Genomic DNA, 15,614 nt, shown 5'->3' on the forward strand with positions numbered 1-15,614 from the left:
GCACCCGGCTGGCGCTGCAGGCGGCCGCGCCGGACGCGCGCCTGGTGCTGGCCGAGCCGGCGGGGGCCGCCGACACCGCGCGGTCACTGGCCGCCGGGTCGCTGCAGCTGGATTTCACCCCGGACACGATCTGCGACGGTCTGCGCGGCACCCTGGGTGCACCGAACTTCGCCCTGCTGCACGGCGCTGCCGAGGTGATCAGCGTGGACGATGCCGCCACCGTGCAGGCCATGCGCCTGCTCTGGCAGGTGCTCAAGCAGGTGGTCGAGCCGTCATCGGCGATTGCCCTGGCCGCCATTCTGGCCGAGCCGGCGCGCTTTGCCGGGCAACGGGTGGGGGTGGTGCTGTCCGGCGGCAATGTGGATCTGGATGCGCTGCCGTGGGGGCAGGCATGAGGCGGCGTGCCCGGGTCGGCCTGTGGGGCTGGCTGTGGCGGCTGCTGGTGGCGGTGTTGGCGTGGCTGCTGTGCGTGACCGCGTGGATCGTGTGGGTAGGCGAGCGCGACCAGGCCGCCAAGGCCGACGCCATCATCGTGCTGGGGGCCGCCGCGTACGACGCCAAGCCTTCGCCGGTGTTCGAAGAGCGCATCCGCCATGGCCTGGACCTGTATCGGCAGGGCTATGCACCGCTGCTGATCTTCACCGGTGGCTACGGCGGCACCGCCGCGCGCTTCTCCGAATCGCAGGTCGCCCGTCGTTATGCGATCAAGCAGGGCGTGCCCGACGAGGCCATCCTGATCGAAACCGCCTCACGCACCACCCGGCAGAATCTGGTTGAAGCCCGCCGGCTGATGGAGCAGCGCCAGCTGCACCGCGTGATCATCGTCAGCGACCCGCTGCACATGGCCCGCGCGCTGCGGCTGGCGCATGAGCTGGGGATCGACGCGCTGGCGTCCTCGACGCCCAGCACGCGTTTCCGCAGCTTCCACACCAGCTGGAAGTTTCTCGCGCAGGAAATCTACTTCTTCCACCGGGATCTGGTGACCACCGGCGCGTAATGACACGCCATGCGCGTCATCATTCCGTCCGGCGGCGGATCGGAATCGCCGACACCGGCACGCTCGCCACGTCATGACCGCGCTCGCGGATCGGCGCGCCGTGCTCGGGTGCCCATGCGGTTGCATAGATCACTTCCCAGCTGCTCGGCAGCTTGCCGTCTTCACGACGCAGCGGCTCATAGGCAGCACGCGCGGCGGCGAAGCGACCGCGTCCGGTCAGCGTATGTCGACGGTCCTGGCGCGCGTTGGTGGCACCGATGGCACGCAGCTCGCGCATCAGTGCATCCATGTCCGCATAGGTCAAGGTAAACAGATCGCGGTCCAGCACCGGATTGCGGAAACCGGACATCATCAACGCATCGCCAAACTGCGCGATCGGTGCGAAGCGACTCACGTGCGGCGTGCTGTCTGCCACAGCGAACGCATCGCGCAGCTCGATCAGCGTTTCCGGGCCAAAGGTCGAACACACCAGCAGCCCGCCGGGCTTCAGCACCCGTCGGAAACCCGCGAACACCGCCGGCAGGTCTTCCACCCACTGCAGGCACAGATTGCTGAAGATCACATCCACGCTCTGGTCGGCCAGCGGCAGTGCCTGTGCATCGGCACACACGCGCGAGAACGGCTTCCACCAGCCGGCCTGCTTTTTGGCCTCGGCCAGCATCGGCGGGGCCAGGTCCAGCGCAATCACCTGTGCCTTCGGCCAGCGCTTCTTCATTGCCGCGCTGGCGTGGCCGGTGCCACTGCCTACGTCCAGCACCACCTGTGGCTGCCGGCTATCCAGATAATCCAGCGATTCCAGCAGGCGCTTCTCCACTTCACGCTGCAGCGCGGCGGCCGCGTCATAGCTGTGGGCAGCCCGCGAGAACGCGCGGCGGACGTGGTTCGGATCGAAGCTGGCGGTCATACAGAGCTCACTGACGGTGCAACCAAACGGTAGCGCACGACCGTAGGTCGTGCGGAAAAACCACTAGAACGTACCCGGATACGCCCCGCCATCGATCAGCAGGTTCTGTCCGGTGATGTACCCCGCCTGCGCGCTGCACAGGAACGCGCAGGCGGCACCGAACTCATCGGCATTGCCGAAGCGGCCGGCGGGAATCAGGGTGCGCTTGCGCTCGGCGATCTGCCCCGCGTCCACGCCCTGCTGCTGCGCCACGTAGGCGAAGTTGCCACGCAGTCGATCCGTATCGAACTGGCCCGGCAGCAGATTGTTGATGGTGACGTTGTGCGCCACCGTACGCCGCGCCAGCCCCGCCACGAAGCCGGTCAGCCCCGAACGCGCGCCGTTGGACAGCCCCAGGATGTCGATCGGAGCCTTCACCGACGACGAGGTGATGTTGATGATGCGCCCGAAACCGCGTTCGATCATGCCGTCCACGGTGGCGCGGATCAGCGCGATCGGCGCGAGCATGTTGGCGTCCAGCGCGGCGATCCAGTCCTCGCGCTCGAACTGGCGGAAGTCGCCGGCCGGCGGGCCACCGGCGTTGGTGACCAGGATGTCCACCTGCCGGCAGGCCGCCAGCGCCGCGACGCGGCCGGCCTCGGTGGTGACGTCCGCGACCACGGTGCGGACCTCGCCGGCCCCCGGCAGCGCCCTCAGTTCTTCGGCGGCACGGTTGAGTGCTTCTTCGCCGCGTGCGGCAATGACCACATTCACGCCTTCGCGCACCAGAGCGCGCGCGCAGCCCAGCCCCAGCCCTTTGCTGGCGGCACAGACCAGGGCCCAGCGGCCGGCAATTCCAAGATCCATGATGTCCTACCCGGTAGAGTCGACGCGTCGACTGCTCTCAACAACGAATTGTCGCAGCTCAGCGGCCACGATATCGGCCTGCCCCAGGAACGGTGCGTGCCCGCCGTGTGCAATGACCTGGGCCTGAGCACCAGGCGACAGCTCAGCGGCGGCCTGCATGCCGCGCGCGCTGACCAGCCGGTCGCGCTGGCCGGCCAGCCACAGACTGGGTTTTGCGAGCGCCGGCAGCGCACCGCGCAGGTCGGTGTTCTCCAGCAGGGCCAGCCCTTCCTGCAACGCGCGGGGCGCGGGCTCGCCGCGCGCGACCAGCGCTGCGCGCAAGGTGCGCAGCTCCTGCCGGGCATGCTCGGAACCCATCGCATCCAGCGCCAGGAAGCGTTCCAGGGTGCCCCGGTAATCCTGCGCCAGGTCCTGGCCGAACTGGGTGAACACGGCCGGCTCGACCGCGTGCGGCCACGCCTCGCCACGCACGAAACGCGGCGTGGCCGCGATCATCACCAGCCCCCGCACCTTGGGCACCACGGCGGCCCCATGCAGCGCGAACAGCCCGCCCAGCGACCAGCCACACCAGACCGCGGGCGGCGTGGCTGCGGCAATGGCATTGACCACCTGCGGCAGGCGCAGCGCGGTGGGGTCTTCGCGGCTGTGGCCATGGCCGGGCAGGTCGACCAGGTGCAGTTCGACGTGGTCCTTCAGGCGTTCCACCAGCGGCGCGAACACGCCGCCATGCAGGGCCCAGCCGTGAATCAGTACCAGCGCCGGACCGCGTCCCGTGACCTCGATATGCATGCTCAGCCGGCCAGCATCACGCGCTCAGCGCGTCCAGCGACTGCTGCCGCAATACCTTTTCGCGGGCCTCGGCAATGGCGTCGGTCAGCGCCCGTACCTGCGCCGGAGTGTGCAGGGCCGACAAGGTGACGCGCAGTCGGGCCTTGCCTTCCGGCACGGTCGGCGGACGGATAGCACTGACCAGGAAGCCGGAGGCTTCCAGCGCGGCCGACAACGCGACCACGGTGGCTTCCGAGCCGCACAGCAGCGGCTGGATCGGGGTATCAGAGGGCATCAGTTCCAGCCCGTGCTGGCGCGCGCCGGCGCGGAACACGCCGACCAGCTCGGTGAGCTTCTCGCGCCGCCAGTCGTCGCGCCGGGCCAGCTTCACCGCGGCCAGCGACGCGGCCGCCTGCGCGGGGGAAATCGCGGTGGTGTAGATGTACGGACGCGCGGTCTCGGCCAGGTGCTGGATCAGTGCCTCATCACCCAGCACCACGGCACCACTGCTGCCTAAGGCCTTGCCCAGCGTGGCCAGCTGCAGCGGCACATCGGTCACACCCAGGCCCGCGTCGGCCACACAGCCGCGGCCATGCTCGCCCACCACGCCGATGCCGTGCGCGTCGTCGACATACAGCAGCGCTTCCTGCATGCGTGCCACCAGCGACAGCGAGCGCAGCGGGGCGATGTCGCCGTCCATGCTGAACACGCCGTCGGTGACCAGCATGGCCGCGCCTTCCGGCGCATGCTTGAGCTGGCGCAGCGCACCTTCGCTGTCCAGGTGCGGATAACGGCGCAGCCGGCAACCGGCCAGACGGGTGGCGTCGAGCAGGCTGGCGTGGTTCAACCGGTCCTGCACACAGACGTCGTCTTCCTCGCTGAGCAATGCCTGCTGCACTGCAAGATTGGCGGCGAAGCCGCTGCCGAACAGCAGTGCGCGCGGATAGCCCAGCCAATCGGCCATTTCCTGTTCCAGCGCTTCGTGCAGCGCATGGTGACCACAGATCAGGTGCGAGGCGGTCGCCCCGGCACCGTCACGTGCGGCGGCGTCCTGCAACGCGCTGACCACGCCGAACTGCTGGGACAGGCCCAGGTAGTCATTGCTGCAGAAGCCGGTCAGCCACTGCCCGTCCACTTCCAGGCGCACGCCGTCGCGGCGGGTCACGGTGCGGCGCACACGGATGCGGCCCTGCGCCTGGCGAAGCTTGCGCTGGGACTGAAGTCGTTCCTGGAGGTCAGGGCGGGCCATGGTCGTCACGGGCAGGATCGGGGAGGGCAGCTAGCGTACCCGGTTGGCGGGCCGGGCGCCGCACCCCCGGTCGGAGGGTCAGGCCGCCTGTCCGCAGCGGCCGCCGCAGCTGGCGCTCGGCGCGGTGATGTCGGCATGCACGGTGCCGGGGTGGTCATGTCCGGGCGCGTCCACCTGCAACGGCATCGGCTGCAGGCCGAGGCGTTCGAACAGGGCCTGGTCGCGGGCCGTGTCGGGGTTGCCGGTGGTGAGCAGTTTTTCGCCGTAGAAGATCGAATTGGCACCGGCGAGGAAACACAGCGCCTGCAACTCGTCGCTCATCGCTTCGCGCCCGGCCGACAGCCGCACCATCGAGCGCGGCATCACGATGCGGGCCACCGCGATCATGCGCACGAACTCGAACGGGTCCAGCTCGGCACTGCCGTGCAGCGGCGTGCCGGCGACCTGCACCAGCCGGTTGATCGGCACCGAATCAGGGTGGCTGGGCAGGTTGGCCAGCGCCAGCAGCAGACCGGCGCGATGCGCGCGGGTTTCGCCCATGCCGACGATGCCGCCGCAGCAGGTCTTCAGGCCGGCATCGCGCACATGCTCCAGCGTGTCCAGTCGGTCCTGGTACTGGCGGGTGTGGATGATGGAGTCGTAGTAGTCCGGCGCGGTGTCCAGATTGTGGTTGTAGTAGTCCAGCCCGGCCGCGCGCAGCGCATCGGCCTGCGGGCGGTCGAGCATGCCCAGCGTGGCGCAGGTCTCCAGGCCCAGCGCTTTCACCTCGCGGATCATCGCAGCGACCTTGGGAATGTCACGATCCTTCGGCGAACGCCATGCCGCGCCCATGCAGAACCGCGAGGCACCCGCCGCCTTGGCCTGGCGCGCACGGGCGACCACTTCCTCAGTGGCCATCAGCTTCTGCGCCGTCACGCCGGTGTCGTAGCGCTGCGCCTGCGGGCAGTACGCGCAGTCTTCCGGGCAGCCGCCGGTCTTCACCGACAGCAGGGTGGACACCTGCACCTGGGCCGGGTCGAAGTGCTCGCGATGCACCGCCGCGGCGCGGAACAGCAGCTCCGGGAAGGGCAGGTCGAACAGCTGCAGCAGTTCCTGCGGCTGCCAGTCATGGCGGAGGGCGGTGGACATGCGTGGCCTGCCGGCTGGAGTCGAAGGGCGGCAGTGTGGGGAGTGGATCCCAGACTGTCAACTGGAATTGGTGTCAATAAGTTTACAGTGGGGTGATGCCACGACCCGTTGTTGGATAAAGTCAGCAGTGACGGACTCACTGGCGGATTTGTTGAACATGGACGCGCGAATGCTTCGAACCCTCCTGGCGGCGGCCTTTCTTGCTGCCGGCGGTCTCACCGCCTGTACGACCCCGCCTGCATCGACGCTGGCAGGTGAGGCAGGCCGTGGCGCTGCGCCATTGCCGCAGGCCAGGCTGCTGATGCGGGAGGTGGACGAGCAGAACCTCCCGGCATCCACCCGTCTGACCGACGCGGCAGGACAACCGCTCTCCCTGCAGGAGCCGCCCTTCCTGGTCACCGCCGATGTGCGCAGCGTGGCGCTGGATACGGATGCTTACACCGGGACGCCGGTGTTGAACGTGCAGCTGACGGAAGAAGCAGGCGCACGCATGCTCGCGGCCACCGAGGCGCGCGTCGGCAAACGCATCGCCTTCACCGTGGGCGACCGGGTGCTGACCGTGGCGACCATCCGTGGTCCTTTCGGCAAGGCACTGCAGGTGAACGGCCTGGAAGACCTCGAGGACGCCCAGCAGATGTACGCGGAAATTACCGGCCAGCATCCGTAATCGGATGACGCGCAGCACCGGCGTCGCCTGATGGTGGCGTGGGGTAGGTGCAAGCACGCTGGGTATCGCGCCGTTGCCCGGTACTCCGTTGTGTTTCATGTGCTTACCCATGCCCTTTCCTGGCTCGCCCTGCAGGCCTTGCCGCTGCGCTGCCTGGTGTGTTTCGAGCCCGGCGCGGACGGGCTGGACCTCTGTCGCGCCTGCCACGCGGCCCTGCCTTGGAACGACCACGCCTGCCCGGTGTGTGCGTTGCCGTTGCCTGACGGAGAACCCGCAGTGAGTTGCGGCGCGTGCTTGAGCGATGCTCCCCTCCAGACTGCGGCAGCGGCCACCTTCGTCTACACCGCACCGGTCGACCGCTTGATCCAGCGTTTCAAGTTCCGCCAGGACCTGGCCGCCGGTCGCCTGCTGTCCCAGCTGATGCTGCAGCGGGTGCCGCCCTTCCTCACCGAACCCCTGCTGCCCATGCCCTTGCACCGCAGGCGGCTGCGCGAGCGTGGCTACGACCAGGCGCTGGAGTTGACCCGGCCGCTGGCCCGGGAGATGTGCCTGCCGCTGTGGCAGGGGCTGGCGCGGCAGCGGGAAACCGCTGCGCAGTCCGGCCTCGACGCCGAAGCTCGCCAGCAGAACATGCGCGATGCATTCGCGGTGCGCTTCGCACCCCCGAGGGCCCTCACCCTGGTCGATGACGTCATGACCACCGGCGCGACCCTGCAGGCAGCGGTGCACGCACTGCAGGGCTACGGCCTGCGCCGCGCTACGCTATGGGTGTGTGCCAGAACGCCTTGAACGAACTCTGTCCCATGGTTCACTCTGGCGTTGATACGCGCACCCAGGCCGCAGGAGCGACACGTGAACGCTAGCGATTCAAAGAAGCCGTGCTTGGATACCCATCAAAGCGCACTCGGTGAATTCTTCAAGCACGGGCGCGTCGTGAACGTGCGCTGCGAGAAGTGCAACGACGTTATTGAAGTCGAGGCCCGGTCTTCTTCGGCATGGGTCATGCGGTGTACCTGTGGTACCTACAACGACACGCTGCGCGGCCTATGAACACTGAATGGCAAGGCGTGCCGCTTGAGGCGGTGTGCTCCTGGAAGAAGGCATTCGCCGAAACGCCAACCGGATACAGGGTTCACGCCCCGTGTCCCGTCTGCAAGGCACCTACGCTGCGCCGCTACTTCTACCTGGGACGCGTCGATCCCCTTCAGTTGAACGGTATTGCCTACCAGGGGCGAGGGAGCCTCTGGGAGTGGTGCGCGACCTGCCGCTCGTTCGAACACGCGCAGGCGCTGGTGCCCCTGTCATGGACAGCAGCCCCGTTGCAGGTGGACCACGCCCAGCTCACACCCGTGCCTGATCTGCTGGATGCGTTGATCGGCGAGCACGCTGGCTTGCCAAGGTAATGCATATGCATTACCATTCAGCTGCCGAATCGCGCCGGATCGTCCAATGACCGCCATTCTTCAAGCCGACTCCACCTTGACCGACCGCTATCAGACGACGGTCCCGGAGCCCGTGCGCCGCGCGCTTGGCTTGCGCAAGCGTGATGCCATCCACTACGAAGTGCTGGCGGATGGACAGGTGCGCATTACCAAAGGCGGCCAGCGCAATGACGATCCCGTCGTGGCCTCATTTCTGGGCTTGCTCGAGGAGGACATGAAATCCGGCCGCAACGTCTCCCCCGTTGATGCTGATCTGGTTGCCCAGCTCCAGAAGCTGGTAGCGGGTGTGGACATCGACCTCGATGCGCCGCTGGATCCCGATGATGAGTAACCCGGAATGGTTATCCATGGATGGACCGTCTACGCGCACGCTTGCTTTGCAGAGCAGCTCACCGGCCTGATAGAGGCCGTTGCAGATGCTGCGCGGCGCAGGCCAGATGACTTCCGCAGGACCAACGCATTCAAGCGGCTGTCTGCGGTAACCGCGCTGGCGTTTGACCAGATTCCATCCCATCCGGCCGATCCCAGATATCGACAGGGTGCAACGCTCGGTACGAACCACCAACACTGGTTCCGTGCGAAGTTCTTCCAGCAGTATCGGCTGTTCTTCCGATTCAATGATCGGGAAAAGGTCATCATCCTTGCCTGGGTCAACGACGAGAAGACGCTGCGCGCATACGGGTCGAAAACAGATGCGTACGCCACCTTCCAACGAATGTTGGCCAACGGTAGACCGCCAGACGACTGGAACGCGCTGAAGGCCGCCGTCGTGGACGACACAGAACTGAAAAGACTGATGACGCTGTCCCAGAAGACGTAGAGACGCGCCATGCGCGTCTGCGCTGCGGATCGGCCGCGCGCGACGCCGGGCAAATCCGTAAACTGGCTGCAGGGCCAACAGAAAGGACGCGCCGGTGAGCCAGGGATCCGCCGAACACCTCACGATTGAACCGCTCTCCTACCATCGCGCGCTGGTGGCGTACCTGAAAGCGCATGAGCCGGAGGTCTGGGCCTGGGCCAGTGCCCAGAAGACCCAGGACGACTACCAGCAGCAGGTCCGCAGCGAGCTGTTGCGCGACACCTATCGACTGGAGCCGGACGCCCACCCTGACGTGTACGCGAGCCTGCGCCTGGCCATGCAGCGCCTGGGCGTGGAGGCACCGGCGACGCTGTATCAGGCCGGCAGCCAGCAGATGAACGCGTCACTGGTGTTCGTGCCGGGCGAAATCCACGTGGTCCTGCAGGGGCAGATTCTGGAGCGGCTGGGCGAGGATGAGCGGCTGGCGCTGTTCGGCCACGAGGTCGCGCATTACCTGCTGTGGCTGCGCGACGGTGGCGACTACCACGTTGCCGACCGCATCCTCTGCGATGCGCTGGCCGCGCGCCACGCCAGCGCCAGCCATGCGGAAACGCTCCGTCGCTACTCGCTGCATACCGAACTGTTTGCCGACCGCGCCGGTGCGCTGGCCGCGCAATCGGTGGCGGCGGCGGTATCGACCCTGGTGAAGGTGGATACCGGTATCGCCAATCCTGATCCGGCGGCGTACCTGCGCCAGGCGGCGGAGATCGACTCCGGACGCCGCAAGCGCAGCGCGGCCGGCACCCATCCCGAAAACGTGGTGCGCGCCCGCGCGCTGGACCTGTGGTGGAAGGCTGAGCCGGAGCTTGACGAATGGGTGGCTGACAAGCTGTGTGGCCCGTTGGTCCTCAACGCACTCGATCTGCCGGACCAGCTGCGCCTGACCGCGATGACGCGCGGCTTTCTCGCTTACTTCCTGGCCGACGACAGCGTGCGCGCCGAGCCCTTGTTGAACCAGGCGCGCCATCTGTTTCCCGACTGGCGCGACGACGAGCCCGTGGTGACGCCCGCTACGTTCCGCGAGGCCCAGGTGGATGCCAGCGTGCTGGACTATCTGAATGCATTGATGCTCGACCTGTCGCTGGTGGACGCCGACACCCAGGACGCCGCCCTGCTGCGCAGCTACCTGGTGGCACGCGAGCTGGACAGCGTAGAGGCGCTGCAGACCAACCTGAAACGCGACGCCCGCATGGGCAAACGCGAACTCGACAAACTGAAGAAGAAGGCCGACACGGTGGTGGCCGCATGAACGAGACAACCGACGCAACCGTGCCAACCCCGATCGACACGCCGATCGATACCCCGACGACCACGCTGGCCGCGCTGATCGACGCGCAGGGCGGCGCGGCGCTGCCGACCGACGATGTGCTGGTGCTGGTGTTGCCGCTGTTCGAGCAGGTCGCACACCTGCATGCGCAGGGGCGCGTGGCGGCGCTGGCCCCTGCCGCCGTCATGCTCGGTTCCGATGGCGGTCTGCACCTGCGCCAGCCAGAGGGGCAGCCGCCGCAGCTGAACATCGGCGCGGTGCACCGGGTACAGCCCCTGCCGGCTTCCACCTTGAACATCGTCGGTGAGCTGCGTCGGTCCCACGATCCGAAGGGATGGGAAGAACTCAGCAATCTGGAGGTCCAGGAGAACCTCGAGGCCCCGATCGAGCGGCCGGTGTTCCTGCCCGGCTACGCCAGCTGGGAGCTGGCGCTGGGCCATCACGACGAAATTGCCGACATCTTCCGCCTCGGCCTGCTGCTGGCAGCGTTGGCCGGTGGGCTGGACTTCGATGACCTGGACGACCTGAAGCGCTTCGCCGCGCACCGGCGCAACCTGTTCACCGTGGTTGACCGGCTCAACCCCATTGTCGCCGCCGTCATCGTGGAGATGACCGCGCTCAACCGCCACGACCGTGCAACAGATGTCGCCGGACTGGCCCAGCGTTTGCGCACCTGGCGCGACCAGCCGGACGTGCTGGATGTGGAGCGCGTGCTGGCCGGTGCGCGGGGTGCCAATCCGCGCCGTGCAGCGGTGCTGTCGCATCTGCGCGACCGGCTGTTCGATCTGTCCCGGCGCAACCGCCTGCTGTATTTCAAACCGACTGCCAGCAGCGTCAACCTGACCGTTTCCAGCGTGCCGTTGATGCTGAATCTGGAAAGCATCCGCGCCGAGCACATCTGCACCTGGGGCGGCCCGTTCGCCGCCGATGTGTCCGCGGGTCGTGCGGTGGACCTGCAGCGTTGGCTGCGTTTCGAGGACCAACCCTACCTGCCGGTGGCGCTGGACAAACTGATCCAGGAAGCGCGGCGCGACCGCGCCGAGTACGGCTTCAGCAACCTGCGCCTGGTGGTCGCGTTCCTGCGCTGGCACAACCTCAAGGAAACCCCGGAAGAGCGCATCACCACGCCCCTGCTGTGGCTGCCGGTCGCACTGACCAAGCGCAAGGGCGTGCGTGACCAGTACGTCATGCAGGCCGAAGAGGGTGAAGCCGAGTTCAACCCGGTGCTGCGCCATCAGCTGCGGCAGCTGTACGACATCCAGCTGCCGGAAACGGTGGATCTGCAGAAGACCTCCATCGCGCAGATCCATGCCGACCTGCTGGCGCAGATCCACCGCAGCGAGCCGTCGGTGGAACTGCGGCTGGTGGAAAAGGCGCAGATCAAAGTGGTGCGGCAGAAGGCACTGCAGCGCCTGCAGCAGTATCAGCGGCGACGCACGTCCTCCCGTAGCACCCGTGCGGGACACGGGTTGCCCGATTACAGCTATGACCGCGACGATTATCGCCCGCTGGGACGCGCCCTGTTCGAGCGCTGGGTGCGACCGTCCGCGCTGCCGCAGCAGTTTGAAGCTGGCGCGGCACCGGTGGCCGGCCCCCGTCATGCCTGGATGGTCGCCGAAGCCGCCGAACAGGAGCGCGTCGGTTATGAACTGCAGGAGTCGGACGGCCATCGCTATGCCTGGGACCTGGACCTGACCCAGGTCAGCCTGGCCAACTTCAACTACCGCAAGATGTCGCTGGTCCGCGATTACAACCAGCTGCTGGACGCACCAGGGGAAAATCCAGCGTTCGATCACGTGTTCTCGATCGACCCACGCGCGGTTGACCTGCAGGCCCCCGAGCCGGTGCCGGTGCGCGAACAGTGGAACGTGGTGGCGTCTGATGCCACCCAGAACGCTGCAGTGGGAATGGCGCGCAGCCTGCGTAGTTTCATCATCCAGGGGCCGCCAGGCACCGGCAAGTCGCAGACCATCACCAACCTGATCGCCGACTACGCAGGGCGCGGCAAGCGTGTGCTGTTCGTGTGCGAGAAGCGGGCCGCGCTCGACGTGGTGTTCCACCGTCTCAAGCAGGCCGGCCTGGAGCCACTGTGCTGCCTCATCCACGACTCGCAGGCGGACAAGAAGGCGTTCATCGCCGACCTGCGCGAGGGCTACGAGCGGTGGATCGCCCAACCCCACGAAAGCGAGCGCCTGGGGCAGCTGCGCGATGGGACACTGGAGGCGCTGGAGCGCCACCAGCTTCAGGTGGATGCCTTTGAACAGGCGATGGCGTCGGTACCCGAGCCGCTGGGTACCAGCGTGCGCCAACTCGTCCGCCGCATGGCCGGCCTGCCGACGGCCGCCGCGCTAGACGCGGCGCAGCGCGAGCGGCTGCCGAGCCTGGCGTCATGGGATCACCATCGCGAACTCGCCCAGCGCGTGCAGCGCGAACTGCACGACCGCTTCGGTCTGCTCAGCCTGGCAGCGCATCCGTTCGGCCGACTGTCGGCCGATGTGGTCAATGACGAGCGCGCCTATGCGCGTGCGGGCCAGTGGGTCGAGGACGGCGAGGCGCTGCTGGCGCAGCTGGATCCGGTGTTCGAGGACACGGCGCGCCTGATCACGCCCGCCATGACCGCACAGCAGGCGCAGTCGCTGGCAGTGGAGGCGCAGTGGCTGCTTGACCAGGGACTGGCTGCACATCTGTCGCTGGTGGAGGACAGCTCCAGCCAGTCGCTTGAGCTGCTGGGCATCCAGTCCTCGCTGGCCCAGGCCGAGCAGGCACTGGCAGTCGCCCGCCAGGACACCGGCTACTGGCGCGACAAGCTGGAACCCGGTGACACCCGGGCCGCCATCGAACTGATGCAGCGCCTGGAGCCATTCGCGCTGCGCTGGCTGCAGCCGGCATGGTGGAAACTGCGCGGCGAGCTGCGCCGTCGCTATGACTTTGGACGGCACGCTGTGCACCCGGGCTACGTCCGTGTGCTGCAGGCGCTGGCCGCCGAGCACGCCGCCGCCTCGGCGCTGGACGCGGCCGATGCGGCCAGCCGCAGCCGCTACGGTGTCTCCAGCATGCGCGCGTTCCTCGAGGCGCTGGCGCAATGCAAGCAGCGCCTGGCCAGCTCGGCCGACCTGCGCGCGCTGGTCGCGCACCTGCGCCAGGCGGTGGATCCGGTGACCGCGGCCCGCGCCGAGGCGCTGGCTGCCGAACCGCTGGCCAAGCTGGCCCAGCGCATCACCGCCAACATCGAGCTGTCGGATGCACTCAGCCTGGACCAGGTGGCCGAGCTGCTGCGCGACCTGCGCGAGGTGCTGGACGATCTGCCCGACCTGTTGCCCCTGCTACGCGCGGTGCAGGCGGCCGAGCCGGCCGTGCGCACCGCGCTGCGGACGCTGCCGGGGCCCTGGGAAAGCATGGAGTCGGCCATCGCCGACGAGGCGCTGCGCCGGATCGAACGCGAAGCACCGCAGCTGGCGCGCTTCGACGGTGTGCAGCTGGCCGCCGCCGCGCGTCGCATTGCCCGGCACCAGCAATCGCTGCTGGGGTTGAATGCCCAGGTGGTGCAGGCCACCCTGCACCGCCTGTTCGCGGCCAACGTCCGCCAGGCCTCGCTGTCCACCAGCCAGCTGGATGCCGCCGGAAAAGAGTTCAAGAAGCAGTACAGCACCGGTCGTCGCGAACTGGAGCATGAGTTCGGCAAGAGCATGCGCCATCGCTCGATCCGCGACCTGTCCGACGATGAAACCGGCCTGGTGATCAACGATCTCAAGCCGATCTGGCTGATGAGTCCATTGTCGGTGTCCGACACGCTGCCGCTGTCACCGGACTTGTTCGACGTGGTCATCTTCGATGAGGCCAGCCAGATTCCCACCGAGGAAGCGGTGCCGGCCTTGAGCCGCGCCCGTCAGATCGTGGTGGTCGGCGATGAAATGCAGCTGCCGCCCACCAGCTTCTTCTCGGCCAGCGGCGAGGGCGAAGAAGAAGTCGTCGTGGAAGAAGATGGGGAAAAGATCGCCATCAACATGGACTCCGACAGCCTGCTCAACCAGGCGGCGCGAAACCTGCCCGCCACCCTGCTGGCCTGGCACTACCGCAGCCGGCATGAGTCGCTGATCAGCTTCTCCAACGCGGCGTTCTACGACGGTCGGCTGGTGACGATTCCGGATCGAAGGATCGAGCCGGACGAAGATGAAGTGCCGCTGTTCTCCTCGGCCGACGAAGATGCAGGTCAGCGTGGCGCGGAGACCCTGCTGTCGCGCGCGGTGAGTTTCCATCGACTGGAAGACGGCGTGTATGTGAGCCGACGCAACCAGCCGGAGGCACGTTACATCGCGCAGATGGTGCGCGAGATGCTGCGCCGCGAGACCGGCCTGAGCATCGGCATCGTCGCCTTCTCCGAGGCGCAGCAGGACGAGATCGAGACGGCGCTGGAAGCGCTGGCGGCCGAAGATGCCGACTTCGCCACGCGGCTGGAGCGCGAGTACATCCGCGAGGACGAGGACCAGTTCAACGGGTTGTTCATCAAGAACCTCGAGAACGTGCAGGGCGATGAGCGCGACGTCATCATCCTCAGCATCTGCTACGCGCCGGGGCCGGACGGCAAGATGCTGATGAACTTCGGCCCGATCAACCAGCGCGGCGGCGAGAAGCGCCTCAACGTGATCTTCAGCCGCGCCCGTCACCGCATGGCGGTGGTCTCCACTATCCAGGCCGACGCCATCACCAACACCCACAATGACGGTGCCGCGGCGTTGCGCGCGTTCCTGCAGTTCGCCCAGGCCAGTGCCCGCGGCGACATGGAGCGGGCGCAGACCGTGCTGTCCACGCTCAATGCGGGTGCGCGCGATGTGTTCGCACGCACCGCCAGCACCGACAGCATCCGTCAGGAGATCGCCCAGGTGCTGCGCCAGCGCGGTCACATCGTGCACGAGCATGTGGGCCGCTCGCAGTTCCGCTGCGACCTGGCGGTGGTGGATCCGGACAGCGGCGACTACCAGCTCGCCATCCTGCTCGACCGACCGGACGACACCGTGCTGGATACCCGCGAACGCTATGTGTTCCGCCCCGGCATCCTGCGTGGCTTCGGCTGGCGGGTGATCGATGTGCCCGGCCGGGACTGGCTGCGCGATCAGGACGCGGTGCTTGCACGCATCGACCAGGCGCTGCAGGGGCATGAGGAGCCGGACGACGGTGCAGACGAGGTGAGGCTGCCACCGGTGGTCTTGCCGGTGGAGGAAAGCACCGCCCCGGTGGCGCCGGCGTCCGAGCCGCTGCCCGACGAAACCGTGGTGCGGTTGAGCTTCGAGCAGGGGGCCTCACGCAAGTTCTGGACCGCTGCGCTCAACGGCATGGAACTGACGGTGAGCTTCGGGCGCATCGGCACCACGGGCCAGTCCAATCTCAAGGCGTTCGACAGTGTCGAGCGCGCGCGCCGCGAGATGGACAAGCTGGTGGCCGAGAAGCTGCGCAAGGGCTACATCGAGGCGTCTTGATGCACGAGGAGGA

General features: G+C 67.5%; 14 protein-coding genes. 9 read left to right on the forward strand and 5 right to left on the reverse strand.

Annotated features, from left to right (window positions below; translation table 11 throughout):
- Both QMX83_RS01565 and QMX83_RS01570 read left to right on the forward strand, forming a co-directional pair.
- The coding region (locus tag QMX83_RS01565; protein WP_282294916.1) for a pyridoxal-phosphate dependent enzyme at positions 1-395 on the forward strand (395 nt) is incomplete at its 5' end.
- Positions 380-997 carry a YdcF family protein gene (locus tag QMX83_RS01570; protein ID WP_282294917.1) on the forward strand — a complete coding sequence of 206 codons (618 nt, stop codon included), beginning with the start codon at positions 380-382 and terminating at the stop codon, positions 995-997. The genes QMX83_RS01565 and QMX83_RS01570, both read left to right, overlap by 16 nt.
- Positions 998-1,016: 19 nt before the next feature.
- Here the strand turns inward: QMX83_RS01570 and bioC are convergent, their stop codons facing one another.
- The 5 genes from bioC to bioB all read right to left on the reverse strand — a co-directional run bounded on the left by bioC (position 1,017) and on the right by bioB (position 5,892).
- Positions 1,017-1,901: a malonyl-ACP O-methyltransferase BioC gene (bioC, locus tag QMX83_RS01575; protein ID WP_282294918.1), complete on the reverse strand. Its 885-nt coding sequence runs from the start codon at positions 1,899-1,901 to the stop codon at positions 1,017-1,019.
- Positions 1,902-1,964: 63 nt separating this feature from the next.
- Positions 1,965-2,747 (reverse strand): SDR family oxidoreductase, encoded by a 783-nt coding sequence (locus tag QMX83_RS01580; protein ID WP_282294919.1) that lies wholly within the window; start codon positions 2,745-2,747, stop codon positions 1,965-1,967.
- Between the two features lie 6 nt (positions 2,748-2,753).
- Positions 2,754-3,536, reverse strand: a complete 783-nt coding sequence (bioH, locus tag QMX83_RS01585; protein WP_282294920.1) for a pimeloyl-ACP methyl ester esterase BioH — start codon at positions 3,534-3,536, stop codon at positions 2,754-2,756.
- A 16-nt stretch (positions 3,537-3,552) separates the two neighbouring features.
- Complete coding sequence (gene bioF, locus QMX83_RS01590; RefSeq protein WP_282294921.1) at positions 3,553-4,764, reverse strand: 8-amino-7-oxononanoate synthase; 1,212 nt, start codon at positions 4,762-4,764, stop codon at positions 3,553-3,555.
- A 78-nt stretch (positions 4,765-4,842) separates the two neighbouring features.
- On the reverse strand, positions 4,843-5,892 hold the full coding sequence (bioB, locus tag QMX83_RS01595; protein WP_282294922.1) for a biotin synthase BioB: 1,050 nt from the start codon (positions 5,890-5,892) through the stop codon (positions 4,843-4,845).
- A gap of 169 nt (positions 5,893-6,061) precedes the next feature.
- Here bioB and QMX83_RS01600 point away from each other — a divergent pair, with 169 nt between their 5' ends.
- From QMX83_RS01600 to QMX83_RS01630, 7 genes are all read left to right on the forward strand, one after another.
- Positions 6,062-6,559 (forward strand): hypothetical protein, encoded by a 498-nt coding sequence (locus QMX83_RS01600; RefSeq protein ID WP_282294923.1) that lies wholly within the window; start codon positions 6,062-6,064, stop codon positions 6,557-6,559.
- A gap of 90 nt (positions 6,560-6,649) precedes the next feature.
- Positions 6,650-7,348 carry a ComF family protein gene (locus tag QMX83_RS01605; protein ID WP_282294924.1) on the forward strand — a complete coding sequence of 233 codons (699 nt, stop codon included), beginning with the start codon at positions 6,650-6,652 and terminating at the stop codon, positions 7,346-7,348.
- Positions 7,349-7,605: 257 nt separating this feature from the next.
- Positions 7,606-7,962, forward strand: a complete 357-nt coding sequence (locus QMX83_RS01610; RefSeq protein ID WP_282294925.1) for a hypothetical protein — start codon at positions 7,606-7,608, stop codon at positions 7,960-7,962.
- A gap of 46 nt (positions 7,963-8,008) precedes the next feature.
- Positions 8,009-8,332, forward strand: a complete 324-nt coding sequence (locus QMX83_RS01615) for a type II toxin-antitoxin system PrlF family antitoxin (RefSeq protein WP_282294926.1) — start codon at positions 8,009-8,011, stop codon at positions 8,330-8,332.
- A gap of 6 nt (positions 8,333-8,338) precedes the next feature.
- Positions 8,339-8,821 carry a type II toxin-antitoxin system YhaV family toxin gene (locus QMX83_RS01620; protein WP_282294927.1) on the forward strand — a complete coding sequence of 161 codons (483 nt, stop codon included), beginning with the start codon at positions 8,339-8,341 and terminating at the stop codon, positions 8,819-8,821.
- Positions 8,822-8,915: 94 nt separating this feature from the next.
- Positions 8,916-10,109, forward strand: a complete 1,194-nt coding sequence (locus QMX83_RS01625) for a M48 family metalloprotease (protein WP_282294928.1) — start codon at positions 8,916-8,918, stop codon at positions 10,107-10,109.
- Complete coding sequence (locus QMX83_RS01630) at positions 10,106-15,601, forward strand: AAA domain-containing protein (RefSeq protein ID WP_282294929.1); 5,496 nt, start codon at positions 10,106-10,108, stop codon at positions 15,599-15,601. Before QMX83_RS01625 ends, QMX83_RS01630 begins: the two co-directional genes overlap by 4 nt.
- Positions 15,602-15,614 lie beyond the last annotated feature (13 nt).

It is taken from the genome of Stenotrophomonas sp. PS02289 (assembly GCF_029960115.1).
In the GTDB taxonomy this organism is placed as follows: domain Bacteria; phylum Pseudomonadota; class Gammaproteobacteria; order Xanthomonadales; family Xanthomonadaceae; genus Stenotrophomonas.